The following is a 24,446-nucleotide window of genomic DNA, read 5'->3' as shown; positions in this document are numbered from 1 at the left end:
TGATTGTAATTTGTGCTGAATATCACTTTTTATTTTTTAAACAACGCTATGCTGTTACTCACTATCCACACCTAGAGGGCGCCTTATGACACGCATTGCATTGCGTTACCAAGCACGCATCTCCGGCGACAGCCGAGCCTGGTTTAATATTGATTACCGCCTTGCCAACGATTTCCCGCGTTAATTCCCCCATTGCTTATTCAGCTTAGGCTGAAAAAACTCATTTCTTTATTTTGTTGCCGTCATAGGTAATACGAATAGTTATTTTCGTTCGTTACTACATGACTGCATTTTTAATATTAATACATATACCCAAAGTAATTGGAGTTGCAGGTAGGCAGCAAGCAAACAAATCCCGATGAGCTTATTCGAGTAGGTCAACTACAAGTAAGTGATTCGGGTGCGTGCGCGCAGCTAACACCCCTGCGGCTTCAAGTACGAAGGGTATTTGGAGTAATAAGCCATGAAACGCATCCCTGAGCCCTTCCGCATTAAAATGGTCGAAAATATTCGGATGACCAACCGGGAAGATCGTGAGAAAGCACTGATTGAAGCGGGTTATAATCCATTCTTATTACCAAGTGAAGATGTTTATATTGATTTACTGACTGACTCCGGCACCGGGGCGATGAGTGACCGTCAGTGGGCTGGATTAATGATGGGTGATGAGGCCTATGCTGGTTCACGTAACTATTATCACCTGTGTGATCAGGTTAAAAAACTGATTGGCTACCCATTTACTATCCCAACACATCAGGGCCGTGGCGCTGAACAAATCCTGTTCCCTTGCCTGATTGCGAAAAAACAAAAAGCTGGTGGCGCCAAGAACCCGGTCTTTATTTCTAACTTCCATTTTGATACCACCGCCGCTCACGTTGAGATGAATGGCGCTAAAGCTATCAACGTCGTCACTCCGAAAGCCTTTGATACTGTGGCTTATTATGACTGGAAAGGTGACTTCGATTTAGACCAATTGAAAGCAACAATTGCCGAATATGGTGCTGACAACGTGGTGTCAATTATTACCACCGTCACCTGTAACAGCTCCGGTGGGCAGCCAATTTCAATGAGCAATATGCGCGAAGTGTATCGAATTGCTCAACAGCATAATATTCCGGTGGTCATCGACTCCGCCCGCTTCTGTGAAAATGCCTGGTTTATCAAACAACGCGAGCCAGGTTATGGCGATAAGTCGATCAAAGAAATCATTCTGGAAATGTATCAATATGGCGATATGCTCACCATGTCAGCCAAAAAAGACCCGATGGTGAATATTGGCGGTTTGTGCTGTTTCCGCACCGATGAAGACCTATTCAACGACGTTCGTATCCGTTGTGTGCCAATGGAAGGTTTTGTCACTTACGGTGGATTGGCTGGTCGCGACATGGAAGCGCTGGCCATTGGGCTGGAAGAAGGGATGAATGAAGACTTCCTGACATACCGTATTGGGCAGGTTGAGTATCTTGGCGAGCGGCTGCGTGCTGGCGGTATTCCGATTCAATATCCTACCGGCGGTCATGCGGTGTTTGTCGATGCCAAAATCCTGCTGCCTCATATTCCAGCCGAACAATTCCCGGCACAGGCCCTGAATAATGCGCTGTATCTGGAAGCAGGTATTCGCAGTGTGGAAATTGGATCATTGCTGCTAGGCCGTGATCCACAAACTGGTAAACAAAAACCATCGCCATTAGAACTGCTGCGCCTGACCATCCCGCGCCGGGTCTATACCAATGACCATATGGATTACATTGCCGATGCCCTGATTTCACTCAAATCACGTGCTGAAGAAATCAAGGGCTTAACCTTCACCTACGAACCCCCTGTTCTGCGCCACTTTGTTGCCCGATTAAAACCTATCGAATAAGCGGCAACCACCATACCAAGACCACGCCCCCTGCTGCTCTGGCAGGGGGAAAACAGCTACAAAATCGCTACCTCTATAAGTGGTAAAACCACACGAGGACACCCTACTATGGCCCAAACTACACTAGAAGATCAGGTCACAGCAGCAAAAATTAAAAATCCTTCCCTCCTCGGCGGTGCCATGATTATTGCAGGCACTATCGTCGGCGCAGGGATGTTTTCACTACCCGTTGTCATGTCAGGGATCTGGTTTTATTGGTCTATTGCGGTTCTGGTTTTTACCTGGTTTTGCATGCTTCATTCAGGATTAATGATCCTCGAAGCCAACCTCAACTATCATACCGGTGCCAGTTTTGACACCATCACCAAAGACTTACTGGGCAACGGCTGGAATGTGATAAATGGCCTGACCGTCGCCTTTGTTCTCTATATTCTGACCTACGCCTATATCTCTGCCAGTGGCTCGGTTATTCAGCATACGCTACGCGGAATGGGAATAGACTTCCCGGCTCGTCTGGGAGGCCTGTTCTTTGCTTTATTCGTCGCTTTTATTGTTTGGCTCAGTACCACTGCGGTGAGCCGAATGACCACTATCGTGCTGGGTGCCAAGATACTCACTTTCTTTATGACATTCGGCGGATTGTTAGGCCATGTCGAACCGGTGAAATTGTTTAATCTGAGTGACGCCAACCCAAGCTACCTGCCCTATCTGTTGATGACACTGCCATTTTGTCTGGCGTCATTCGGTTATCACGGTAATGTCCCCAGTTTGATGAAGTATTACGGTAAAAACCCACACCGTATCCGCAACTGCTTGCTATTTGGCACTTTGCTGGCACTGGCGCTATATATCATCTGGCTGGTCGGTACTATGGGGAATATTCCACGACCACAATTTCGCGAAATAGCCAGTCAGGGCGGCAATATTGATGTGCTGGTCAGTGCACTGGGCGGGATATTAAAAAGTTCGTCAATGGACCTGCTGCTGACAGTATTCTCAAACTTCGCCGTCGCCAGTTCATTTCTGGGCGTCACTTTGGGATTATTCGATTATCTGGCTGATTTATTTAAATTTAACGATAGCCGCTTAGGTCGGGCAAAAACAGCTGTCATCACCTTCCTGCCGCCAATATTGGGTGGGTTGATTTATCCCGACGGTTTCATTTACGCCATCGGTTATGCCGGACTAGCCGCTACCGTCTGGGCCGCCATTGTCCCTGCGCTGCTGGCACGGGCCTCACGCAAACGCTTTGGTAGCCCGCTGTATCGCGTCTGGGGCGGCACCCCGATGATTGTATTGATTTTACTGTTCGGGGCGATTAATGCCATCGCCCATATCCTGTCGAGTCTGAACTTGCTGCCCGTCTACTAAAACGCCACACAGCGCCCTGGTTGAGTTGATAAGCGGGGAAATGTACCGAATGGGTCGTAGCGACGTAAGTCGCCGGAGCGCCCATAAGTGCAGTCGCCCCGCCAGTCCCGGTGTTGCAAAATAGGTTGTTCACCAATCACAGCGCCCTGCGGGGCGCTAAGCCTCTCTCACTCGCGCACAAATAATAAGCGAAAGAATGGCGAGGATCATCGCCATGACATACACCGAATTATGACCCCAGGTTTCCGTTAATACTCCTTGCAGCACCCCCGCCAGAATCACCCCAGTTGAAATACTGTTGGTAAACAGTGTGGTGGCAGCTCCCGCTCTGCCCGGCATTAAATCCTGAAAATAAAGCATCCCAATCCCGGCAACAATACCGATGAAAATGGCATTAAAAATCTGCAATAACATCAATGCTGTTTTAAATTTAAATAACACCAGCCCGGTATAAAACAGCACGCCAGCCAACACGGCGAACAACATAATTTTGCGCTTACCAAAACGTCTGACCGAATAACCCGCCAGCAGCATAATAGGAATTTCCAGCCCAGCCGCCGTTCCCATCAGTAAGCCGGCCAGCCGCTCTGGCAGCCCCAGATTAGCAGTGATATATAACGGCATATCAATGATGTACATGGTGTTACATGTCCACATCAGCATTGAGGCAATAAACAGCAGCAGAACATCTTTATCAGCAAACAGGCTACCCTGCGCAACCACAGGCGCATCCATCACCGGCTCGGTTCGCTTCACCGACGGCAAAATAAACCACACCACCAGCGCACTCAGCACAAAGATACCCGCGGCAATACTGAACATCAGAGTAAAGCCATAATTCAGTGCCAGCATAAATGACAATGGCGGCCCGATAACCCACGCTAATGAAAGCTGCGCACGCATAATTGAGCTAAACATCACCACTTCACGGGCTGAGCTATCCGCATATTCACGCGCCAGAGCGAAAATCTGTGGCATGGCGGTATTAGCCACCGAGGCCAACAGCACGCCGGCGGTGATCAATGTGAGATAATCACGATTAAAAGCAAACAGCAGGCAGTTCCCCACCGCCATCAGATAGCAAACCATAATCAGCTTGCGGCGATCTCCCCGAGCATCCGAGCGCTTGGCCAATACAAAGCTGACGGTGATCCCCGCGATAGCATTGACGGTATAAAATAGCCCCACCCACAACGGGCGCACTTTCACTTCAGTGCTTAAAAATAGACTTAAGGTGGGAGCCTGCAAAGCGCCTGCAATACCAGAGAGAAAAGCCACCACAAAGAACGCAAGAAAAACCGGGTTGATACGACGGGAAAAGGTTAATGCAGATTTCATTCCAGGCTCCAGCGCCAGAAACAGCGAGTGAACGCTATGCTACAGAAGCGCGCAAATTTATATAGAGAAAAATAGATAAGCCGCATAAATTTACCGCCAAACAATTGATACCGTGAATCTTGTTTCGGCACCAAAGACGCAGGATATTATCCAAAGTCATTGGGGTTACAGCCAGGCAGCAAGTGAACAAATCCCGATGAGCTTACTCAAGTCAGTGATTCGGGTGCGTGAACGCAGCTAACAACGCCACAGCTTCAAGTACCAAATATATTACTCAAAGCAATTGGAGTTGTGGCCAGGCAGCAAGTGAACAAATCCCGATGAGCTTACTCAAGTAAGTGATTCGGGTGCGTGAACACAGCTAACAACGCCACAGCTTCAAGTACCAAATATATTACTCAAAGCAATTGGAGTTGTGGCCAGGCAGCAAGTGAACAAATCCCGATGAGCTTACTCAAGTAAGTGATTCGGGTGCGTGAACACAGCTAACAACGCCACAGCTTCAAGTGCGAAGAGTAATAAAAAAAGCCAGTGGTATAACCCACTGGCTGGTGAAAAACACCATTACTCAGAAATTTTTGGAACTCAGGACTACAGCAAGACTCATTACTCAAAAAATAAGTTAAAAAAGTCGATTACAAAGTGTGCTCAGTGCGGGCGATAATATCGTCCTGCGCATCCGGTGACAGCGCGGTGAAGAATGCCGAGTAACCCGCCACCCTAACCACTAAATCACGATAACGATCTGGGTGCTGCCTGGCCTCCAATAAGGTCTCCCGCGACACGATGTTGTATTGCACATGCCACCCCAGATACTCTTCAAAGAAGGTGCGCAGCATCATCATCAACTTTTCACGGTCACGCGGGTTATCTAATGTAGATGGATTCAATTTTTGATTGAGCAACACCCCGCCCAGAATAGAGGCAGTCGGTAATTTCGATAGCGAGTTAAACACCGCCGTTGGCCCCAGATGGTCGGTGCCAGAAGCCGGGCTTGCCCCTTCCGCCAATGGGCTGTGTGCTTTACGGCCATCCGGTGTTGCCATGGTCGCCGCGCCAAAGGGCACATTGGCAGAAATGGATGACGTACCCGCATAATAAGTGCCGCCAATCGGACCGCGACCAAAACGAGTATTGTGATATTGCTTCAGCTCATCAATGTAGGTCTGATAAGCGCGAACTAACAGTTGGTCGACGTCATCAACGTCGTTGCCATATTTCGGCGCTGAATTTATCAGGTGCTGACGCAGTTGCTCGCCATTCAAACCGGCAAAATCATTAGCTAATGCTGTAGCCAGTTGCTGTTGGCTGATAAGTTGTTGTTCAAATACTAATTTCCTCACCGCCGCCAGGCTGTTACCCAAGTTGGCAATCCCAACTTGCAAACCAGAAACCCAGTCATAGCGCGCCCCGCCTTGCTTGATACTTTTGCCACGCTCAATGCAATCATCCACCAGCGCAGAACAGACAATATCGTGGGCGTTCTCTTCCAATACCGTATCCACTACACACTCTATTTCGATAGATTTGCGGGTGTAGTAACGAATCTGCGCATCCCATTGCGCCATCACTTGAGAGAAATCGCTAAAATTGCCTTTCGACAAACCCTGCTCTTGCGGCAAGAATACCTGCCCGGATGTTGCATCTCGGCCCTGCTCCAGCGCCGCCAACATCACTCTGGCAAAGTTAATGAAACTCATGCCAGTGCAGCGATAACCCCACTTGCCGCCAACCGCCGTTTCAATACAACCAATCGCGGCGTAATCATAGGCATCCTGCGGCTCGACACCCAGTTTTATAAATTCAGGTATAACAATTTCGTCATTGTTAAACGCTGGCATACCAAAACCGCAGCGAATAACTTGCACGCAAGCATCCAGAAAATCATCACTAATTCCGGCATGGTAACGAACACTCAAGTTTGGCTGAGTGGAGCGCAAGCGCCCGCATGACTCCAGTACCGCATAAGAAAGTGGATTCACGGCATCAATAGCTTTGCCCTGTACCAACTTTTGCCCGCCGATGGTGACATTTTGATAAAGTGGGCTACCCGCTGAGGCTTTGGAGTGCGAGCCGGAGCGGATTTTATTCACCTCCAGCAATTTCAGCCAACAGCTATGCAGCATTTCAATGGCTTGTTCGCGGCTAAGGGTATTTTCCAGCTCAACATCGCGACGATACCAGGGGTACAAATATTGGTCCAGACGACCAAAAGAAACCGAGTGACCATTAGATTCAATCTGCAAAATCAACTGAATGAAATAGCACAATTGCAGAGCTTGCCAGAAAGTCTGCGGTGGCTGATGGGCAATCAATTCACAATTTTCGGCGATAGTCTGTAGCTCTATCCGACGCCACTCACGAGTTTCATCCAGTGCCATTTGCCGTGCCACTGCGGCGTAGCGCTCAATATGTTCGCTTAGAGCCACCAGCGAAATATCAATCGCTTTCAGGAATTGTTCTTTATGCAGGTCACTCCAGTCCGTCAGTTGCAACCGTCCACGGCGGCTGGCCACTTTACTGCGCAGGCCATCCAACCCTTTTTCCAGCAATAACGGGAAGTTAACCGCCAAATGTGCATCACCGGAGGTCATATTCCCCTCGGCCTTTATAATGCCGGTTGCCAGCAAGGCTTTTTGTTCGTCGGTGAACATACCATAGCAGCGATCCTGCACAGTTTGACCGCGCCACCACGGGCACAACCGGTGCAATACCGCTTTGTCTTCTTCACTGACGGAGAAACCTGCACCAGGGCGATCGGCCAGCTCGTCAATTTCACTCTCAATCCAGCTCACCGTGTATTCTGGAAAAATTGGCGCTGCCCGCAGTTGACTGGCCTGATTACCAATGATCAGCTCATCATTCTTAATCCAGATGGTGCGTTGCTGTAGATGATGAGCCAGCGCCAACGCACGTCGAACAGGCAGCGGTTTATCCTGATGCTGTTGATAAGCCTCGGTATAGTGCACAGCCCGCTCAGTACAGACCGGCGGTTTTACAATGTGAATCAGCGCGTTTTTATGCTGTTTTGTCCGTTCGCTTAAGGTTACCAAATCGAGAGTGGTCATTGCGTCATCCTCTTAAAATTGCGGTAAGACCCTTGTCTCGGGCATAACTTTCCGCAAAGGCCAACAGGTCAGGAGAATCTAAAGGTGTCTTGGCTGCCAGATACTCTTCACCCAGCAGTGAATATTTGTTGATGCCCAGCGTGTGATAAGGCAAAAAGTGAATCTCTTTCACGCCAATTTCATCCGCAGCAAAATCGACAATGCCTTGTACCGAGCGGCGGTCAGCGTTGAAATCCGGGATTAAGGGCACCCTTACGGTGATATTGGTGCCCGCCGCTGCTAATTTACGAAAGTTATCCATCACCCGCCTGGCCGAACCGCCCGTCCACTGTTGAAAACGTTGCTCATCGGTGTGTTTCAAATCTGCCAGCATCAAATCAAGCCATGGCAGAGAGGGGGCGATATAGCGCCAGGGCGTATGCAGGCAAGACTCAACCGCAGTATGGATACCTTGCTGATGGCAGCGCTGCAATAATTCAGCCGCCACGGTTGGTTGCATAAAAGGCTCACCGCCGGACAACGTTACCCCGCCGCCGCTACGCCGATAAAATGGCAAGTCACGTAACAATGTCTCCATGGTGGCATCAATATCAATCGGGCTGCCGCACACCGTCAGGGCACCACTGGGGCAGCGAACCGTTAGCGCCTGAATATCGTTTTCTGCTAATTGCTGGCGATGAATAACAATTTTATTATCAATACGTTGAATTGCTTGCGGGCATGTCTGTTGACACAAATCACAGCCTGATAAACACAGGCGCGAGTCAAATAACACCTCTGGCTGGCGTGAGCGACTTTCTGGGTTTTGGCACCAGCGGCAGCTCAGTGAGCAGCCTTTGAGAAATACCACGCTACGAATACCGGGGCCGTCATGAGTGGAATAACGTTGTAAATTAAAAATCATCTTATTCCTCCCATTGGCTGTGATTGCACCGACATTGCCGCGTTAAGCTACTTTCATTGGCAACCAGTATCTGCGTAATATAGGGAAAGAAAAATTGATGAAATTTGCCGAGGAGTTCCTCTTTTATGTCTACCTCTCGCCTGCAACAACAGTTCATTCGCCTCTGGCAACGTTTTAGCGGTTTACCAACAGAAACCACCTTGCAGGAGCTGGCTGAAGTGCTGTGCTGTTCGCGCCGCCACGTGCGTTCTTTACTGGGCAGCATGCAACAAGAGGGGTGGCTTAGCTGGCAGGCGGAAGCGGGCCGAGGTAAGCGCTCACAATTGACCTTCCTCTATTCCGGTTTAGCCTTACAACAACAGCGAGCCGAAGAGTTACTGGAGCAAGAGAGTATTGATCAGTTGGTGCAGTTGGTCGGGGATAAAAAAGCGGTACGCCAAATGCTGCTATCCCAGTTAGGGCGCAGCTTTCGACAAGGTAAACATATTCTGCGTGTGCTCTATTACCGCCCATTACAGAACCTACTGCCGGGCACAGCGCTACGCCGATCAGAAACCCATATGGTACGGCAGATTTTTAATGGTCTGACACGGATAAATGAGGAAAATGGGGAACTAGAACCAGACTTATCTCATCACTGGCAAGCTATAAGTCCATTGCATTGGCGCTTTTATTTGCGCCCAGCGATACATTTTCACCACGGCCGTGAGCTGGAAATGAATGATGTGATTACCAGTCTGACCCGATTAATCCCGCAACCACTGTTTTCACATATCACGGCAGTGCGTTCACCCACGCCATATGTCATTGATGTGCATCTTAGCGCCCCAGATAACTGGCTGCCGTGGTTGTTGGGCAGTGTGCACGCCATGATCTTGCCCCAAGAGTGGGAAAATCAACCCGACTTCCGTCGGCATCCTATCGGGACAGGCCCTTATTCTGTGATTCGTAATCACCAGAGCCAATTGAAAATTCAGGCTTTTGATAACTATTTCGGTTTTCGTGCATTGATTGATGAGGTCAATATCTGGGTGCTACCAGAGCTGTCTGAAGAATTGGTTTATTCCGGCGTACAATTGCAGGCTGACGATACCAGCAAAAATGAACTGGAAAGTCGGCTGGAAGAAGGCTGTTATTTTTTACTGTTTGACCAGCGCTCTCCCCTGACCCGCAATCCCGATATTCGTCGCTGGCTTTGTGAGCTGATTACACCCGTCGCTCTGCTCAGCCATGCAGATCCCTTTTATCAGCGCTATTGGTCACCGGCTTACGGCATGTTGCCGCGCTGGCATCACAACCGGCTCACCGCTCTGGAAGCGAAACCGGAAGGTTTAACCGAACTAACTCTCACCTTTTACAGTCACCATTCAGAGTTTGATGCCATCAGTCAAACGCTAACAAAGTTGCTTTATGATCAAGGTGTTACCTTAAAAATACAAGTCGTGGATTACACACAATGGTATCAGGGGGATGCCCAGAGCGACATGTGGCTTGGCAGCGCTAACTTCTATCTGCCACTGGAGTTTTCTCTGTTTGCCACTTTATATGAGCTGCCGCTACTGCAATATTGTCTGGATGATGAGTTACATCAGGATGTTGAATTATGGCGCAATAATACCTTACAGATGGCGGACTGGAGCCAACGACTGGTCAGCCAAAATCAATTCCATCCCCTATTCCATCACTGGCTAGAATTATACGGACAACACAGTATGCGTGGTGTACGCATGAATACACTCGGCTGGTTTGATTTCAAATCGGCCTGGTTTACACCGCCAGAAGCATAAACCTACTTTCACCCACCCTAATTACACTCTACAATAGCGGCGTCTCAACGGGGTGCTAAATTGCAGAAAACGGCAAGTTAGCTGAGAGCAAACCCGTCGAACCTGATCCGGTTAACACCGGCGGAGGGATTTGAGAAAGATAATGCCGGTACTCCCTATTGGTACTGATGTTAGCTACCGCCTCAGATACCTTTGCCACCTTTATCCTTAAGGAGTGCAAAGTGTTTAAACGCCTTATTCCCTGCTTGTTTTTGCTGTCTGCGGCTGCTGTGGCTGCTGATAAACCCACATTGACAGTGTATACCTATGACTCCTTTGCTGCCGATTGGGGGCCAGGGCCTGCCATTAAAAAAGCCTTTGAAGCCGAGTGCGATTGCCAACTTAAATTTGTCGCGCTGGAAGATGGCGTTTCACTGCTAAACCGCTTGCGCATGGAAGGTAAAAACAGTCAGGCCGATGTCATTTTAGGTTTGGATAACAATTTAGTACAAGCGGCGGAACAAACCGGGCTATTCGTGCCAAGTCAGGTAGATACCAGCAAACTGACTTTGCCGGAAAAATGGCAGAATAAGACCTTCGTCCCATACGACTATGGCTATTTTGCTTTTGTGTATGACAAAAACAAATTAAAAAACCCGCCGAAGAGCCTGCAAGAATTAGTCGACAGTAAAGAGCCGTGGAAGGTCATTTATCAAGACCCACGCACCAGCACACCTGGCCTTGGCTTAATGTTGTGGATGCAAAAAGTGTATGGCGATAAAGCCCCGCAAGCATGGCAGCAACTGGCGAAGAAAACCGTCACCGTGACCAAAGGTTGGAGCGAAGCCTACGGCTTGTTCCTGAAAGGTGAAGGGGATTTAGTGCTAAGTTACACCACCTCTCCGGCTTATCATCTGATTGAAGAGAAAAAAAGTCACTATGCCGCTGCCGATTTTAGCGAAGGCCACTACCTGCAAGTGGAAGTCGCCGGTGTAGTGGCATCCAGCAAGCAGCCGGAACTGGCGCAGCGCTTTATGCAATTTATGGTCACACCTGCATTCCAGAATCATATCCCGACCGGCAACTGGATGTATCCAGTGATCAAAATGGATTTACCGGCCGGATTTGACACCCTGACCGTGCCACAAAAAGCATTACAATTTGATGCTAAAGACGTGGCTGATAATCGTGGCAAATGGATTCAGGCATGGCAATCCGCCGTCAGCCGCTGATCCCCGCGTGGTTATGGCCGGGGCTACTGGCCGCTTTGCTGATAGTCGGTGTCGCTTTGCTGGCGTTCACGGCTATCTGGCGGCACGCCCCTGACACGAATTGGCAAAGCATCTGGCACGACAGCTATCTGTGGCATGTGATTCGATTCACTTTCTGGCAGGCGTTTCTCTCTGCATTACTGTCAGTTATTCCGGCGATTTTTTTGGCGCGCGCCTTATACCGCCGCCGCTTTCCCGGCCGTCAACTGCTGTTGCGCTTATGCGCCATGACACTGGTGCTGCCGGTGCTGGTCGCCATCTTTGGCATTCTGACCGTTTATGGTCGCCAAGGTTGGTTGGCGGCGCTATTTGGCTGGTTGGGGGTGGATTACCGCTTCTCGCCTTATGGTCTACAGGGGATTTTGCTGGCGCATATCTTCTTTAATATGCCGCTGGCAACCCGCTTGCTATTGCAGTCATTGGAAAGCATTGCCGTTGAACAGCGCCAGTTAGCTGCACAACTGGGCATGAATGGCTGGCAGCATTTTCGCTGGGTTGAGTGGCCCTATCTGCGCCGCCAGATCCTACCTACTGCCGCACTGATTTTTATGCTGTGTTTTGCCAGTTTCGCCACGGTGCTCTCACTCGGCGGCGGGCCACAAGCCACCACGATCGAACTGGCTATTTATCAAGCACTCAGTTATGACTATGATTTAGGGCGCGCGGCATTATTGGCACTGATTCAACTGGGGTGTTGCCTGGGATTGGTGGTACTGAGCCAGCGGCTAAGCTCAGTATTGGCGGTGGGCAATACTCATGGGCAAATCTGGCGCAGTCAGCAGGACAGTGCCTGGTCCCGTATCAGTGATACCCTGTTAATCGGCGCGGCATTACTATTGATGGTGCCGCCATTACTGGCTGTCGTGATTGATGGCAGCAATAAAACGATATTGACCGTGCTCCAGCAACCGGCATTGTGGCACGCCTTCTTTACTTCACTGACCATCGCCATTGGTGCGGGGTTATTGTGTGTCACTCTGACCATGATGCTGTTATGGAGTAGCCGTGAACTGAAGCTGCGCCACCATACGGCTTACGGACAAGCCATGGACGTCAGCGGCATGGTGATTCTGGCGATGCCGGGTATCGTGCTGGCGACCGGCTTTTTCTTATTGCTCAATGATACGTTGGGTTTGCCGCAATCCCCCTATGCTCTGGTGATTTTAACCAATGCGCTGATGGCGGTGCCCTATGCTTTAAAAGTGCTGGATAACCCGATGCGGGATCTTGCCGAGCGCTATACGCCGCTCTGTTTATCACTGGATATTCGCGGCTGGCACCGTGTACACCATATAGAACTCAGTGCGCTAAAACGCCCCCTGGCTCAGGCGCTGGCCTTCGCCACGGTACTTTCTCTTGGAGATTTTGGTGTGGTGGCGCTGTTTGGTAACGAGCACTTCCGTACTTTGCCATTTTATCTTTATCAGCAGATAGGGTCTTATCGCAGCAATGATGGCGCAGTGACTGCCCTATTGCTGCTATTACTGTGTTTCCTGCTGTTTACTCTTATTGAACGACTGCCGAGCCGCCATGTTAAACCTTGAGAAAATCACCTATCTGTATGACCACTTACTGATGCGTTTTGATTTGCGCATCCAACCGGGTGAGCGGGTGGCTATCCTTGGCCCAAGTGGAGCGGGTAAAAGCACTCTGCTGAGTTTGATTGCGGGATTTTTGGCACCGGCCAGTGGCCGTATGCTGCTGAATAATCAAGACCACACCATGACTCCGCCCGCCCAAAGGCCGGTATCGATGTTGTTTCAGGAAAATAATCTGTTTGCACATTTAAATGTTGAACAGAACATTGGGCTGGGATTGCATCCGGGACTAAAGCTCAATCACGAACAAAAGTTGCTGCTCGGCCTAATAGCGCAACAAGTTGGATTGGAAGCGTGCCTCGACCGGCTGCCAGCACAGCTTTCTGGCGGTCAACGCCAGCGGGCGGCACTGGCCCGTTGTTTGGTGCGTAGCCAGCCTATCCTGTTGCTGGACGAGCCGTTTTCTGCATTAGACCCGGCGCTGCGCAATGAGATGCTGCAATTAGTCAGTCAGGTGTGTACTAACCGCGATCTAACATTACTGATGGTGTCACACAATTTGGATGACGCTGCCCGCATTGCCGAGCGCACTTTATTGGTGGTCGATGGCCGCATTTACTACGACGGCCCCACTCAAGCACTGGTTAACGGCACCGCTCCCGAAGCCAGTGTGCTGGGCATTTTTAGCCGGCGAGCACCTTCCACAACAAATGACGATAAATCGGCATAATGGGCTGCATATGCAACCAGATAAAGCTGGCAATGGCCACGATAATAGAAAGCACCGTCACCCAACGCAAGCGGGCCAAAGGTAACCATTTGCTCAAGCGATCCGGGCTGCGTTTGCCAAACCTCCACCAGCGCCAGGACAACCAGCACGCCAGCCAAATCAGCATCACAACGATAAACAAGAGCCACTTAAACATGTAACTGTTGGCATTTGGCGGGATATCAATCGCCACGCCCGCGAGTATGCCGGGGAAGAAATAGAGCGGTGGCCAGGTCAGGCAACCAATCACATTCGGTAAAGCAAATTTTACCGGCGGTAGATTTAGCATCCCCGCGACCATCGGGACAATAGGCCGTGTCGGGCCAATAAAACGCCCCAGCAGCACGGTAGCCATACTGTGGTTATGCAATGCATGCTCAGTTTTCGCCAATAGCGATTTATGTTTTTTCAGAAAAGACCAGCGGTGCAACGGCTCTTTGAAGCGGCGACCAATAAAGTATGAGAGCCAATCCCCCATCAAACACCCTACCGTCGCGGCAGCCCAGGCGGTATAAAAACCCACTTCTCCACTGCCAATCAATGCGCCGACACTGGTCATCATGACCGTGCCGGGCAGTAACATCCCCACCAGCGCCAACGATTCTAAAAAAGTGACTAACATGACGACAAATAGCGTGAAAGCCAGAGATTGCGTCAGTAAATGTAATAAATAGGCTTCCATAGATTTGTCCGTTGGTTAACACCCAAGGCTCAGGGGCGAGGATTGTCCGGCGTGCCGCGAAATGAGTCAATCAGCGAATTGTATGTATTATTAGTAAATCATCATTGAAATAGACAATTACTGTATAAATACCCATACTAAAGAAACATGATATTCCAGTGTGATTCATTCATTTCTCTATTATAGGACAGTCGCGTGGTGCAAACTCGTCAGGGCTTCCTGCTCACCCGCCACTGGCGCGACACGCAGGCAGGCACCGAAGTTGAATTCTGGTTAGCCACCGATGAAGGCCCGCAGCAAGTCAGGCTGCCGCCTCAACCCTCGGTAGCGTTTATCCCGGCCGAACAGCGGCAACGGGCTGAAACCGTGCTGCGTGATGAGCGCCGCTGGCAACTGCGACCTCTTGACCTGACCGATTTCCATCAACGCCCGGTTCTGGGGCTATATTGCAACCAGCATCGTCAATTAATCCGCCTGGAAAAACTGCTCAAAGAAAGCGGAGTGAATGTCTACGAAGGTGATATTCGCCCGCCAGAGCGCTTTCTTATGGAGCGTTTTATTACCGCGCCGGTGTGGTTTAGCGGCGAAGACAATGGCAACGGCCCGCTACTTAATACCCAAATGAAACCTGCCGATGACTATCGCCCGACACTAAAGCTGGTGTCGCTGGATATCGAAACCAGCGAACACGGCGAGCTTTATTGCATCGGTATGGAAGGCTGCGGCCAGCGGCAGGTATACATGTTGGGGCCGCCCAATGGCAATCAGGCCGATGAAGCGGCGCTGGATTTCAATCTGGAATATGTCGCCAGCCGCCCGCTATTATTGGAAAAACTCAACCAATGGCTGGAACTGCACGATCCCGATGCCATTATCGGCTGGAATCTGGTGCAATTTGACTTGCGCGTGCTACAAAAGCACGCCGACCGCTATCAAATCCCACTGCGCTTTGGTCGTGGCGGCAACTTGCTAGAGTGGCGGGAGCACGGTTTTAAGCAGGGGCACTTTTTTGCTTCGGCCGCGGGTCGGTTAATCATTGATGGCATTGAAGCACTGAAATCCGCCACCTGGAATTTCCCATCGTTCAGCCTGGAATCGGTGTCGCAAACCTTATTGGGCGAAGGTAAAGCCAGCGATAGTCCCTATCAGCGGATGGACGAAATCAATCAGCGCTTTGCCAATGATAAACCGGCTCTGGCGCGCTATAACTTGAAAGATTGTGAACTGGTGACGCGGATTTTTGCCAAAACCGAATTACTCAGCTTCTTACTTGAGCGAGCAACGGTCACCGGGTTGGCCGCGGATCGCAGTGGCGGCTCAGTCGCGGCCTTCACCCACCTTTATATGCCACGCATGCACCGCATCGGCTATGTTGCGCCCAATTTGGGCGAGTTGCCGGAAGAGCACAGCCCCGGCGGTTTTGTGATGGATTCTCAGCCAGGATTGTATGACTCGGTACTGGTACTCGACTATAAAAGTCTGTATCCCTCAATTATTCGCACTTTTTTGATTGATCCGGTGGGATTGGTGGTAGGAATGTCCCAGCCTGATGAGCAACATGCTGTGCCCGGTTTTCGCGGGGCTTGGTTCTCGCGCAAAAAGCACTGTCTACCGGCGATTGTTAACCAGATTTGGTTAGGACGAGAAGCGGCAAAACGTCAGCAAAACAAGCCATTATCCCAAGCCTTAAAGATAATCATGAATGCCTTTTATGGTGTTCTGGGTTCCAGCGGATGCCGTTTTTTCGACCCCAGATTGGCTTCGTCAATTACTATGCGCGGCCACGAAATTATGCGAAAAACCCGCGAATTAATTGAAGCACGGGGCTATCAGGTCATTTATGGCGATACCGACTCAACCTTTGTTTGGCTGAAAAACGCCCACAGTGAAGAACAGGCCTCCAGTATCGGCAAAGAGCTGGTGCAGTATGTGAATCAATGGTGGCAAACCCATATCCGTGAAACTTTTGATCTGCCCTGTGCTCTTGAATTGGAGTTTGAAACCCACTATCGACGTTTTTTGATGCCCACCATCCGGGGTGCAGAACAAGGCAGCAAAAAGCGCTATGCCGGGTTGATTTCAACCCCTGCGGGTGACCAGATGATCTATAAGGGGCTGGAGACGGTACGTACGGATTGGACACCGCTGGCCCAGCAATTCCAGCGCGAACTGTATCTAAAGATTTTCCAACAGCAACCTTATCAGGACTATGTGCGAGATTATGTCGCCCGCACCCTCAATGGCGAACTAGACGAACAACTGATTTACCGTAAACGCCTGCGCCGCCGGCTGGATGACTACCAGCGCAATGTCCCACCTCATGCCAGAGCTGCGCGGCTGGCGGATGAGTTTAACCGCAAACTTGGGCGGCCATTGCAATATCAAAACGGCGGCTGGATTAGCTATGTTATGACCACTGCTGGCCCCGAGCCGCTGGAAACCCGGCAATCCCCCATCGATTACGATCACTATCTGACACGTCAGCTACAGCCAGTAGCAGACGCTATACTTCCCTTCATGCATGATGACTTCACCACACTGATAACCGGTCAGATGGGGTTATTCTGATACCTTATATCCTAAATAATTCGAGTTGCAGCAAGGCGGCAAGTGAGAAAGTCCCGATGAGCTTACTGTAGTGGATTATTGAACGCAGCCAACGCACATGCAGCTTGAAGTATGACAGGTATTTTACAGGTGACGCCGCGCTCTGCTTCCATTACCATAGCGCCCTTGCCAAAATTTGCATCAATCATATTTACCAGACTTTTCTATTCATAACAGTCAAACAAAAAAATCGAGCCGATAATTTATGCCTTTTACACTTGGTCAACGCTGGATCAGCGATACAGAAAGCGAACTTGGATTGGGTACTGTCGTTGCCATTGACGTACGCATGGTCACCTTACTGTTTCCCGCAACCGGTGAAAACCGCCTTTACGCCAGAAATGATTCTCCAATTACCCGTGTCATGTTTAATCCGGGCGATACCATCACTCACCACGAAGGCTGGCAGCTGAAAGTGGAAGAAGTGTCTGAGGAGAACGGGCTGATTACCTATATTGGTACTCGCCTGGATACCGAGGAAACCGGCGTTTCCATGCGTGAAGTTTTGCTCGATAGCAAACTAACTTTTAGCAAACCGCAAGACAGATTATTTGCCGGCCAGATTGATCGCATGGATAGATTTGCCCTGCGTTTTCGCGCCCGTAAATACCAAAGTGAGCAGTTCCGCCTGCCCTGGAGTGGCCTGCGTGGTATCCGCGCCAGCCTGATCCCACACCAATTACATATTGCCTATGAAGTGGGTCAGCGCCATGCACCGCGCGTCTTACTGGCCGACGAAGTGGGATTGGGTAAAACCATCGAAGCAGGGATGATTATCCATCAGCAACTGCTGTCAGGCCGTGCTGAACGTATCCTGATTGTCGTACCAGAAAGCCTGCAACACCAGTGGCTGGTGGAAATGCTGCGCCGCTTCAATCTGCGCTTCTCGCTGTTTGATGACAGCCGCTATTCCGAAGCATTGCTCGACAGCACCAATCCATTTGAAACCGAACAGATGGTCATTTGCTCTTTGGACTTTGTGCGCCGTAATAAGCAGCGTCTGGAGCAATTGGCTGACGCATCCTGGGATCTGCTGGTAGTGGATGAAGCACACCATTTGGCCTGGAGTGAAGAAGCACCGAGCCGCGAATATCAAGTGATTGAACAACTAGCCGAGCATATTCCCGGCGTCTTGCTGCTGACCGCAACACCAGAGCAACTGGGCCAGCAAAGCCACTTTGCTCGCTTGCGTCTGCTTGATCCTGACCGCTTCCACGATTACGAAGAATTTATTAATGAGCAGCAAAAATACCGTCCAATTGCCGATGCTGTCACATTGCTGCTGGGTGGTGAGCGCTTAACTGACGATAAGCTGAATCTGCTCGGTGAGCTGATTAACGAGCAGGATATCGAGCCACTGCTGAAAGCGGCAAACAGCCAAACTGAAGATAGCGAAGCGGCACGTCAAGAGTTGGTGACCATGCTGATGGACAGACATGGCACCAGCCGTATCTTGTTCCGTAACACCCGTAATGGGGTGAAAGGCTTCCCACACCGTGTCTTGCATCAGATTAAACTGCCACTGCCGACTCAATACCAAACGGCAATTAAAGTGTCAGGCATTATGGGTGCCAAGAAAAGCCTCGAAGCACGGGCCAAAGACATGCTTTATCCAGAGCAAATCTACCAAGAATTCGAAGGCGAAAACGCCACCTGGTGGAACTTTGACCCACGGGTTGAATGGCTGCTTAACTACCTGATTGCTAACCGCAATGAAAAAGTGCTGGTTATCTGCGCACAAGCCGCCACCGCATTGCAGCTTGAACAAGTGTTACGTGAGCGCGAAGCTATCCGTGCCGCCGTATTCCATGAAGGTTTATCACTGATTGAACGTGACCGCGCGGCAGCCTATTTTGCCTCCGAAGAAGACGGCGCACAGGTATTATTGTGTTCAGAAATCGGCTCTGAAGGGCGTAACTTCCAGTTTGCCTGCCAACTGGTGATGTTCGATTTACCTTTTAATCCGGACTTGCTTGAGCAACGTATTGGTCGTCTGGATAGGATCGGCCAAAACCGTGAAATCCAGATAATGGTGCCGTATCTGGAAAATACCGCGCAGGCGGTACTGGTGCGCTGGTATCACGAAGGTTTGGATGCTTTCGAGCACACCTGCCCGACAGGCCGTACTATTTATGACAGCGGTTATCAAGAATTGATTACTTATCTGGCAACGCCAAGTGAGCAGGAAGGGCTGGATGAATTTATCCACATCTGCCGCCAGCAGCATGAAGGGCTGAAACTGCAATTGGAACAGGGCCGTGACCGTTTGCTGGAGATGCACTCCAACGGTGGTGAGCATGGGCAAGAACTAGCGCAAATCATTGCGGATCAAGACAATGACGTCAATTTAGTTAGTTTTGCGCTGAACCTGTTCGATATTGTCGGGATCAACCAGGAAGATCGCAGCGATAACTTGATTGTGCTGACACCATCTGACCATATGCTGGTGCCAGACTTCCCTGGGCTGCCACAAGATGGTTGCACGGTGACATTTGATCGTGAACAGGCGTTATCGCGCGAAGATGCTCAGTTTGTCAGCTGGGAACACCCGATCATCCGTAACGGTTTGGATCTAATCCTCTCCGGTGACACCGGAAGCTGCGCAGTTTCTCTGTTGAAAAACAAAGCATTACCAGTGGGTACTCTGCTGGCTGAATTGGTCTATGTGGTTGAAGCGCAAGCGCCGAAACACTTGCAATTGACCCGCTTCTTACCGCCAACACCGGTACGGATGTTGATGGACAAAAACGGCACCAATTTGGCGGCACAAGTAGAATTTGAAAGTTTTAACCGCCAGCTCAATGCGGTCAATCGCCATACTTCCAGCAAGCTGGTCAACGCGGTTCAGCAAGAAGTTCACGCGATGTTGCAGCAAGCAGAAGCATTGGTGGAAGAACAGGCGCGTTTGCTGATTGAAGCGGCCAAGCATGAAGCGGACGATAAACTGAGCGCCGAGTTGGCACGTTTGGAAGCCCTGAAAGCAGTTAACCCCAATATTCGCGATGACGAAATAGAGACTCTGGAACATAACCGTAAAATGGTGCTGGAGAATCTTAATCAAGCAGGCTGGCGTTTGGATGCCATTCGTCTGGTGGTGGTGACACACCAGTAATGGAACCCTATAACCCCCCACGCGATCCCTGGCTGCTCATCCTGTATCAGGATGAGCACATCATGGTGGTGAATAAACCGAGCGGATTGCTTTCAGTGCCCGGTCGCGCACCAGAAAATAAAGACAGCATAATGACGCGCATTCAGGCTGACTTCCCGACGGCTGAATCTGTTCATCGCTTAGATATGGCGACCAGCGGCGTTATTGTGGTGGCGCTGACTAAAGCGGCAGAGCGCGAGTTAAAGCGGCAGTTTCGTGAGCGTGAGCCGAAAAAGTCTTATGTCGCACGGGTTTGGGGCCACCTGGCGCAAGATGAAGGGTTGATTGACCTGCCTTTAATTTGCGACTGGCCGAATCGACCAAAGCAGAAAGTGTGTTATGAAACGGGTAAATCCTCGCAAACTCAGTATCAAGTGTTATCACGAGATACTGACGGCAGTACGCGAGTCAAGTTATCCCCCATCACCGGCCGTTCCCATCAGCTACGGGTTCATATGCTGGCGATAGGCCATCCTATTCTTGGTGATGGTTTCTATGCCCCTCCGGAGGCCAAAGCAATGGCATCCCGGCTACAGTTGCATGCGCAGGAATTATGTATTACTCACCCGGAATTTGGGACGGTAATGCATTTTAAATGCGAACCCGAATTTTGATTTTTCAGTAGAAAATCGATTCAGAATCAAACCAGATCGGAACAGTGGCTCCGATCTGGTTTTAACTTTCCTGGCACAAGCACTGTTACTTGAATCCCTTCTCGCGCTTGATCAAATCATACGCGGCCTGGATCTCTTGGGCTTTTTGCTTAGCCATCTCCATCATTTCAGGCGGCAAACCTTTCGCCACCAGTTTATCTGGATGATGTTCCCCCATGAGCTTGCGATAAGCACGTTTGATGGTGACACTATCATCGGTACTGCTTACCCCCAGCACCTTGCAGGCATCCTCTAATGTCGGGCCATTTGACGTTTGCTGATAGCCATCTTGAGAATATCCTCCCTGCTGACCATGCCAGGCACCACCGCCAAACTGACGCCCGCCCTCGATCATGCTCAGGAACTGATCGAACTGACCGCGGGAGATCCCTAACTCTTCAGCAATGACATACAACACTTGCCGTTCATTAGGATGCAATGATCCATCAGCAAATGCGGCCTGTAACTGAATTTCCAGAAACATCCGAATTAAATCAAAACGCCCAAAGCAAACTCCGCGTAATTCCTGCAACCGCTCACGTAATGGGAACCCACTCTCTTTCCCCTCACGAAATGCTTGCTGTGCCGCTGTTCGAGCTTCGCCATGCAATTGCATTCTATCCATCAATTGGCTGGCGAGTTGAATATCAACCTCCGTTACCCGACCTTTAGCCTTGGTTAAATGTCCCATGACCTGAAAAGTGGTGCGGAAAAAAATTAATTGTCGTGTTTGTTGATCGGCAAAAAAGCCGCGGCGCTTTGTGCTACGCGCCCTGTCGACCATATGGCCAACAAGCAACCCAAGTATCGCACCCCAGACTCCACCGGACAGAAAGCCCAATATCAGACCGAGCAGTTTTCCCCAATACTGCATATACTCCTCAATTCATCATGCCGTCAGTCAAAATTTGCATTATCATACTCGGCATTCAGCTCAGCGCCTAACAGCGAGACGTGTAAACGGCCGGATTTAACACTAGCGCAACTGTGATGAGTAATATAGTCTCAGACCGTTTACCGGCATGATGCCCCCCGATGACGGAACACCAAAACCGCGTATGAAAAAAAGATTCCCAACACTGCTGGCCACATTGATATGGACGGCACTATATAGCCAGCACAGTCTGGCCGACCTTGCTGAGCAATGCATGCTTGGCGTACCTACCTATGACCAACCTTTGGTCACAGGCGATCCGAATCAGCTACCGGTTCGCATTAATGCGGATAAAACCGAAGCCAATTACCCAGATAATGCCCTGTTTACCGGCAATGTTATTGTCGAACAAGGTAATCGTACCTTAACGGCCAATCAGGTGGAGCTGACACAAGTACAAAAAACCGGCGAAGCTATCCCGGTTCGTACCGTAACGGCCACTGGCGACGTTAATTACGACGATCCGCAAATCAAGTTGAAAGGCCCAAAAGGTTGGTCAAACTTGAATACCAAAGACACTGATATGGATAAAGGCAAATATCAGATGGTTGGTCGTCAAGGCCGTGGCGATGCGGATTTAATGAAATTACGAGGTCAAAACCGCTATACCATTTTAGAAAATGGGACATTCACTTCTTGTCTGCCGGGTGATAATAGCTGGAGTGTTGTCGGTTCAGAGGTTATTCACGACCGTGAAGAAGAAGTCGCAGAGATCTGGAACGCCCGCTTTAAAATCGGCAAAGTTCCGGTGTTTTACAGCCCGTATATGCAATTACCGGTTGGTGATAAACGCCGTTCAGGCTTCCTGATCCCTAATGCAAAATATACCAGTAATAACGGCTTTGAATTTATGCTGCCGTATTACTGGAATATTGCACCAAACTTCGATGCCACTATTACGCCTCACTACATGGAACGGCGTGGTTTGCAGTGGCAAAACGAGTTCCGTTATTTGTTGGCTCCCGGTTCCGGTACTATGGCATTAGACTGGCTGCCGAGTGACCGCTTATATCACGGTGTTGATGGCACAGAAAAAGACCCCACTCGCTGGTTGTACTATTGGAACCACTCCGGTGTGATGGATAAAGTCTGGCGCTTCAATGTCAACTACACTCGTGTCAGTGATCCCGATTACTTTACCGACTTAACATCACAGTACGGCTCAACCACTGACGGCTATGCCACACAAATATTCAGTGTGGGTTATGCTAACCAGAACTGGGATGCCACTCTGGCCTCCAAGCAGTTCCAGGTATTTACTACCGGTGGCAACAGTAACGCTTACCGCGCTCAGCCTCAACTGGACATGAACTACTACAAAAACGATGTTGGCCCATTTGATTTGCATGTCTATAGTCAGGCCGCTAAGTTCACCAGTGTTAATCCGAAAAATCCTGAGGCTGAACGTTTCCATATCGAACCGTCAATTAATCTGCCGCTAGCCAACGGTTGGGGTAGCTTAAATACCGAAGCCAAATTACTGGCAACGCATTATCAACAAGATATTCCCAATGGTTTTGCCAGTAATTATGCAAGCCAGAATAATGGTGAGGCAGCCCCAGATTTAAAAGATTCGGTTAACCGCGTGATGCCACAATTTAAAATTGATGGCAAAGTGGTCTTTGATCGGCCAATGGATTGGAGTGAGGGCTTCACTCAAACCCTGGAGCCGCGGGTACAGTACCTCTATGTTCCTTACCGGAATCAGGATGATATCTATATCTACGACACCACGCTGATGCAGTCGGACTACTCTGGCCTGTTCCGTGATCGTACTTATAGTGGCCTGGATCGTATAGCTTCAGCAAATCAAGTGTCGACCGGTTTAACTTCTCGCATTTATGATGATGAACTGGTTGAACGTTTTAACGTCTCAGTGGGTCAAATCTATTACTTCAGTCGTTCGCGGACGGGTAATAGCGAAACAATTGATAACAGTGATGATACTGGTAGCTTGGTTTGGGCAGGGGATACATTCTGGCGCATTAGCGATCAGTTGGGTCTGAAAGGCGGTGCACAGTATGATACCCGATTAGGGAGTTTGACCCTCGGTAATGCGGTAATGGAGTACAGGAAAGACTCAGATCGTATGATTCAATTGAATTATCGCTATGCTAGTCCGGAATATATTCAAGCTGCGGTGCCAAACGTAAAAAGCCCGGGTTACCAACAAGGTATTTCCCAGATTGGTACGACCGCCAGTTGGCCAATCGCAGATCGCTGGGCATTGGTTGGGGCTTATTACTATGATACCAAAGCCAATCAGCCTGCAAGCCAGTTGGTTGGCGTACAATACAATACCTGTTGTTGGGCCATTAACTTAGGTTATGAGCGGAAAATCACTGGTTGGAACTCACAAAATGAAACCAGTAAATATGACAACAGAATCAGCTTTAACATCGAATTACGTGGTCTGAGCAGCGACCATAGTCTGGGTACTGCGCAAATGCTGGGCTCAGGTATACTGCCTTATCAAAGTGCATTCTGATACTGTGTAACACACTGAATACAGTGAATTTTAACCCGCAAA

General features: G+C 49.8%; 16 protein-coding genes and 1 riboswitch. Of the genes, 11 read left to right on the top strand and 5 right to left on the bottom strand.

The features are described 5' to 3' along the window. Positions 1–85 precede the first annotated feature (85 nt). The 3 genes from tnaC (at position 86) to mtr (ending at position 3,235) form a co-directional block, all read left to right on the top strand. Positions 86–184, top strand: coding sequence for a tryptophanase leader peptide (gene tnaC, locus FTB31_RS19340; RefSeq protein ID WP_005156906.1), 99 nt, complete (start codon positions 86–88; stop codon positions 182–184). A 279-nt stretch (positions 185–463) separates the two neighbouring features. Further along, a complete protein-coding gene (tnaA, locus tag FTB31_RS19335) occupies positions 464–1,864 on the top strand; it encodes a tryptophanase (RefSeq protein WP_019080522.1) in 1,401 nt (466 codons plus the stop codon). Between the two features lie 108 nt (positions 1,865–1,972). Further along, positions 1,973–3,235, top strand: coding sequence for a tryptophan permease (gene mtr / locus FTB31_RS19330; protein WP_050075875.1), 1,263 nt, complete (start codon positions 1,973–1,975; stop codon positions 3,233–3,235). 156 nt (positions 3,236–3,391) lie between these two features. On the opposite strand, the gene FTB31_RS19325 is transcribed toward mtr, so the two are convergent. The 3 genes from FTB31_RS19325 to FTB31_RS19315 all read right to left on the bottom strand — a co-directional run bounded on the left by FTB31_RS19325 (position 3,392) and on the right by FTB31_RS19315 (position 8,545). Next, positions 3,392–4,573, bottom strand: coding sequence for a sugar efflux transporter (locus FTB31_RS19325; protein ID WP_050075873.1), 1,182 nt, complete (start codon positions 4,571–4,573; stop codon positions 3,392–3,394). 635 nt (positions 4,574–5,208) lie between these two features. After that, positions 5,209–7,641 (bottom strand): formate C-acetyltransferase/glycerol dehydratase family glycyl radical enzyme, encoded by a 2,433-nt coding sequence (locus FTB31_RS19320; RefSeq protein ID WP_227731706.1) that lies wholly within the window; start codon positions 7,639–7,641, stop codon positions 5,209–5,211. A gap of 4 nt (positions 7,642–7,645) precedes the next feature. Further along, positions 7,646–8,545, bottom strand: a complete 900-nt coding sequence (locus tag FTB31_RS19315) for a glycyl-radical enzyme activating protein (protein ID WP_050075871.1) — start codon at positions 8,543–8,545, stop codon at positions 7,646–7,648. Positions 8,546–8,670: 125 nt separating this feature from the next. Here FTB31_RS19315 and sgrR point away from each other — a divergent pair, with 125 nt between their 5' ends. The 4 genes from sgrR to thiQ all read left to right on the top strand — a co-directional run bounded on the left by sgrR (position 8,671) and on the right by thiQ (position 13,850). Continuing rightward, a complete protein-coding gene (gene sgrR, locus FTB31_RS19310) occupies positions 8,671–10,332 on the top strand; it encodes an HTH-type transcriptional regulator SgrR (protein ID WP_050075870.1) in 1,662 nt (553 codons plus the stop codon). Between the two features lie 38 nt (positions 10,333–10,370). After that, positions 10,371–10,479, top strand: a riboswitch (TPP riboswitch). 74 nt (positions 10,480–10,553) lie between these two features. After that, positions 10,554–11,543, top strand: coding sequence for a thiamine ABC transporter substrate binding subunit (gene thiB, locus FTB31_RS19305; RefSeq protein ID WP_026017959.1), 990 nt, complete (start codon positions 10,554–10,556; stop codon positions 11,541–11,543). Then, entirely contained in the window at positions 11,519–13,126 is a 1,608-nt protein-coding gene (thiP, locus tag FTB31_RS19300; RefSeq protein WP_050075869.1) for a thiamine/thiamine pyrophosphate ABC transporter permease ThiP, read from the top strand. The genes thiB and thiP overlap by 25 nt, the downstream gene beginning before the upstream one ends. Continuing rightward, positions 13,113–13,850, top strand: a complete 738-nt coding sequence (gene thiQ / locus FTB31_RS19295; RefSeq protein ID WP_227731705.1) for a thiamine ABC transporter ATP-binding protein ThiQ — start codon at positions 13,113–13,115, stop codon at positions 13,848–13,850. Before thiP ends, thiQ begins: the two co-directional genes overlap by 14 nt. Here the strand turns inward: thiQ and FTB31_RS19290 are convergent. Beyond that, complete coding sequence (locus FTB31_RS19290) at positions 13,804–14,571, bottom strand: DedA family protein (RefSeq protein ID WP_050075867.1); 768 nt, start codon at positions 14,569–14,571, stop codon at positions 13,804–13,806. The genes thiQ and FTB31_RS19290 overlap by 47 nt on opposite strands. Positions 14,572–14,766: 195 nt before the next feature. Between FTB31_RS19290 and FTB31_RS19285 the strand changes: the two genes are divergently transcribed. The 3 genes from FTB31_RS19285 (at position 14,767) to rluA (ending at position 20,943) form a co-directional block, all read left to right on the top strand. Continuing rightward, positions 14,767–17,139, top strand: a complete 2,373-nt coding sequence (locus FTB31_RS19285; protein ID WP_227731704.1) for a DNA polymerase II — start codon at positions 14,767–14,769, stop codon at positions 17,137–17,139. A gap of 244 nt (positions 17,140–17,383) precedes the next feature. After that, positions 17,384–20,290, top strand: coding sequence for an RNA polymerase-associated protein RapA (gene rapA / locus FTB31_RS19280; RefSeq protein WP_227731703.1), 2,907 nt, complete (start codon positions 17,384–17,386; stop codon positions 20,288–20,290). Beyond that, entirely contained in the window at positions 20,290–20,943 is a 654-nt protein-coding gene (rluA, locus tag FTB31_RS19275; RefSeq protein WP_050075863.1) for a bifunctional tRNA pseudouridine(32) synthase/23S rRNA pseudouridine(746) synthase RluA, read from the top strand. Before rapA ends, rluA begins: the two co-directional genes overlap by 1 nt. 85 nt (positions 20,944–21,028) lie before the next feature. On the opposite strand, the gene djlA is transcribed toward rluA, so the two are convergent. Beyond that, positions 21,029–21,856 carry a co-chaperone DjlA gene (gene djlA / locus FTB31_RS19270; protein WP_077293346.1) on the bottom strand — a complete coding sequence of 276 codons (828 nt, stop codon included), beginning with the start codon at positions 21,854–21,856 and terminating at the stop codon, positions 21,029–21,031. A gap of 184 nt (positions 21,857–22,040) precedes the next feature. Here djlA and lptD point away from each other — a divergent pair, with 184 nt between their 5' ends. Continuing rightward, positions 22,041–24,404, top strand: coding sequence for an LPS assembly protein LptD (gene lptD, locus FTB31_RS19265; protein WP_050075861.1), 2,364 nt, complete (start codon positions 22,041–22,043; stop codon positions 24,402–24,404). Positions 24,405–24,446 lie beyond the last annotated feature (42 nt).

This window comes from Yersinia proxima, assembly GCF_902170785.1.
GTDB lineage: Bacteria > Pseudomonadota > Gammaproteobacteria > Enterobacterales > Enterobacteriaceae > Yersinia > Yersinia proxima.
Note: the sequence above shows the minus strand (reverse complement) of the source record. Positions and strands in the feature narration are given on the sequence as shown.

Excerpts from the sequence above, each read along its gene's own strand:
- thiP (WP_050075869.1), top strand. The coding sequence starts at position 11,519 with ATGGCAATCCGCCGTCAGCCGCTGATCCCCGCGTGGTTATGGCCGGGG.
- tnaA (WP_019080522.1), top strand. The coding sequence starts at position 464 with ATGAAACGCATCCCTGAGCCCTTCCGCATTAAAATGGTCGAAAATATT.
- FTB31_RS19315 (WP_050075871.1), bottom strand. The coding sequence starts at position 8,545 with ATGATTTTTAATTTACAACGTTATTCCACTCATGACGGCCCCGGTATT.
- FTB31_RS19320 (WP_227731706.1), bottom strand. The coding sequence starts at position 7,641 with ATGACCACTCTCGATTTGGTAACCTTAAGCGAACGGACAAAACAGCAT.
- rapA (WP_227731703.1), top strand. The coding sequence starts at position 17,384 with ATGCCTTTTACACTTGGTCAACGCTGGATCAGCGATACAGAAAGCGAA.
- lptD (WP_050075861.1), top strand. The coding sequence starts at position 22,041 with ATGAAAAAAAGATTCCCAACACTGCTGGCCACATTGATATGGACGGCA.
- FTB31_RS19325 (WP_050075873.1), bottom strand. The coding sequence starts at position 4,573 with ATGAAATCTGCATTAACCTTTTCCCGTCGTATCAACCCGGTTTTTCTT.
- mtr (WP_050075875.1), top strand. The coding sequence starts at position 1,973 with ATGGCCCAAACTACACTAGAAGATCAGGTCACAGCAGCAAAAATTAAA.
- sgrR (WP_050075870.1), top strand. The coding sequence starts at position 8,671 with ATGTCTACCTCTCGCCTGCAACAACAGTTCATTCGCCTCTGGCAACGT.
- thiQ (WP_227731705.1), top strand. The coding sequence starts at position 13,113 with ATGTTAAACCTTGAGAAAATCACCTATCTGTATGACCACTTACTGATG.
- FTB31_RS19290 (WP_050075867.1), bottom strand. The coding sequence starts at position 14,571 with ATGGAAGCCTATTTATTACATTTACTGACGCAATCTCTGGCTTTCACG.
- tnaC (WP_005156906.1), top strand. The coding sequence starts at position 86 with ATGACACGCATTGCATTGCGTTACCAAGCACGCATCTCCGGCGACAGC.
- rluA (WP_050075863.1), top strand. The coding sequence starts at position 20,290 with ATGGAACCCTATAACCCCCCACGCGATCCCTGGCTGCTCATCCTGTAT.
- djlA (WP_077293346.1), bottom strand. The coding sequence starts at position 21,856 with ATGCAGTATTGGGGAAAACTGCTCGGTCTGATATTGGGCTTTCTGTCC.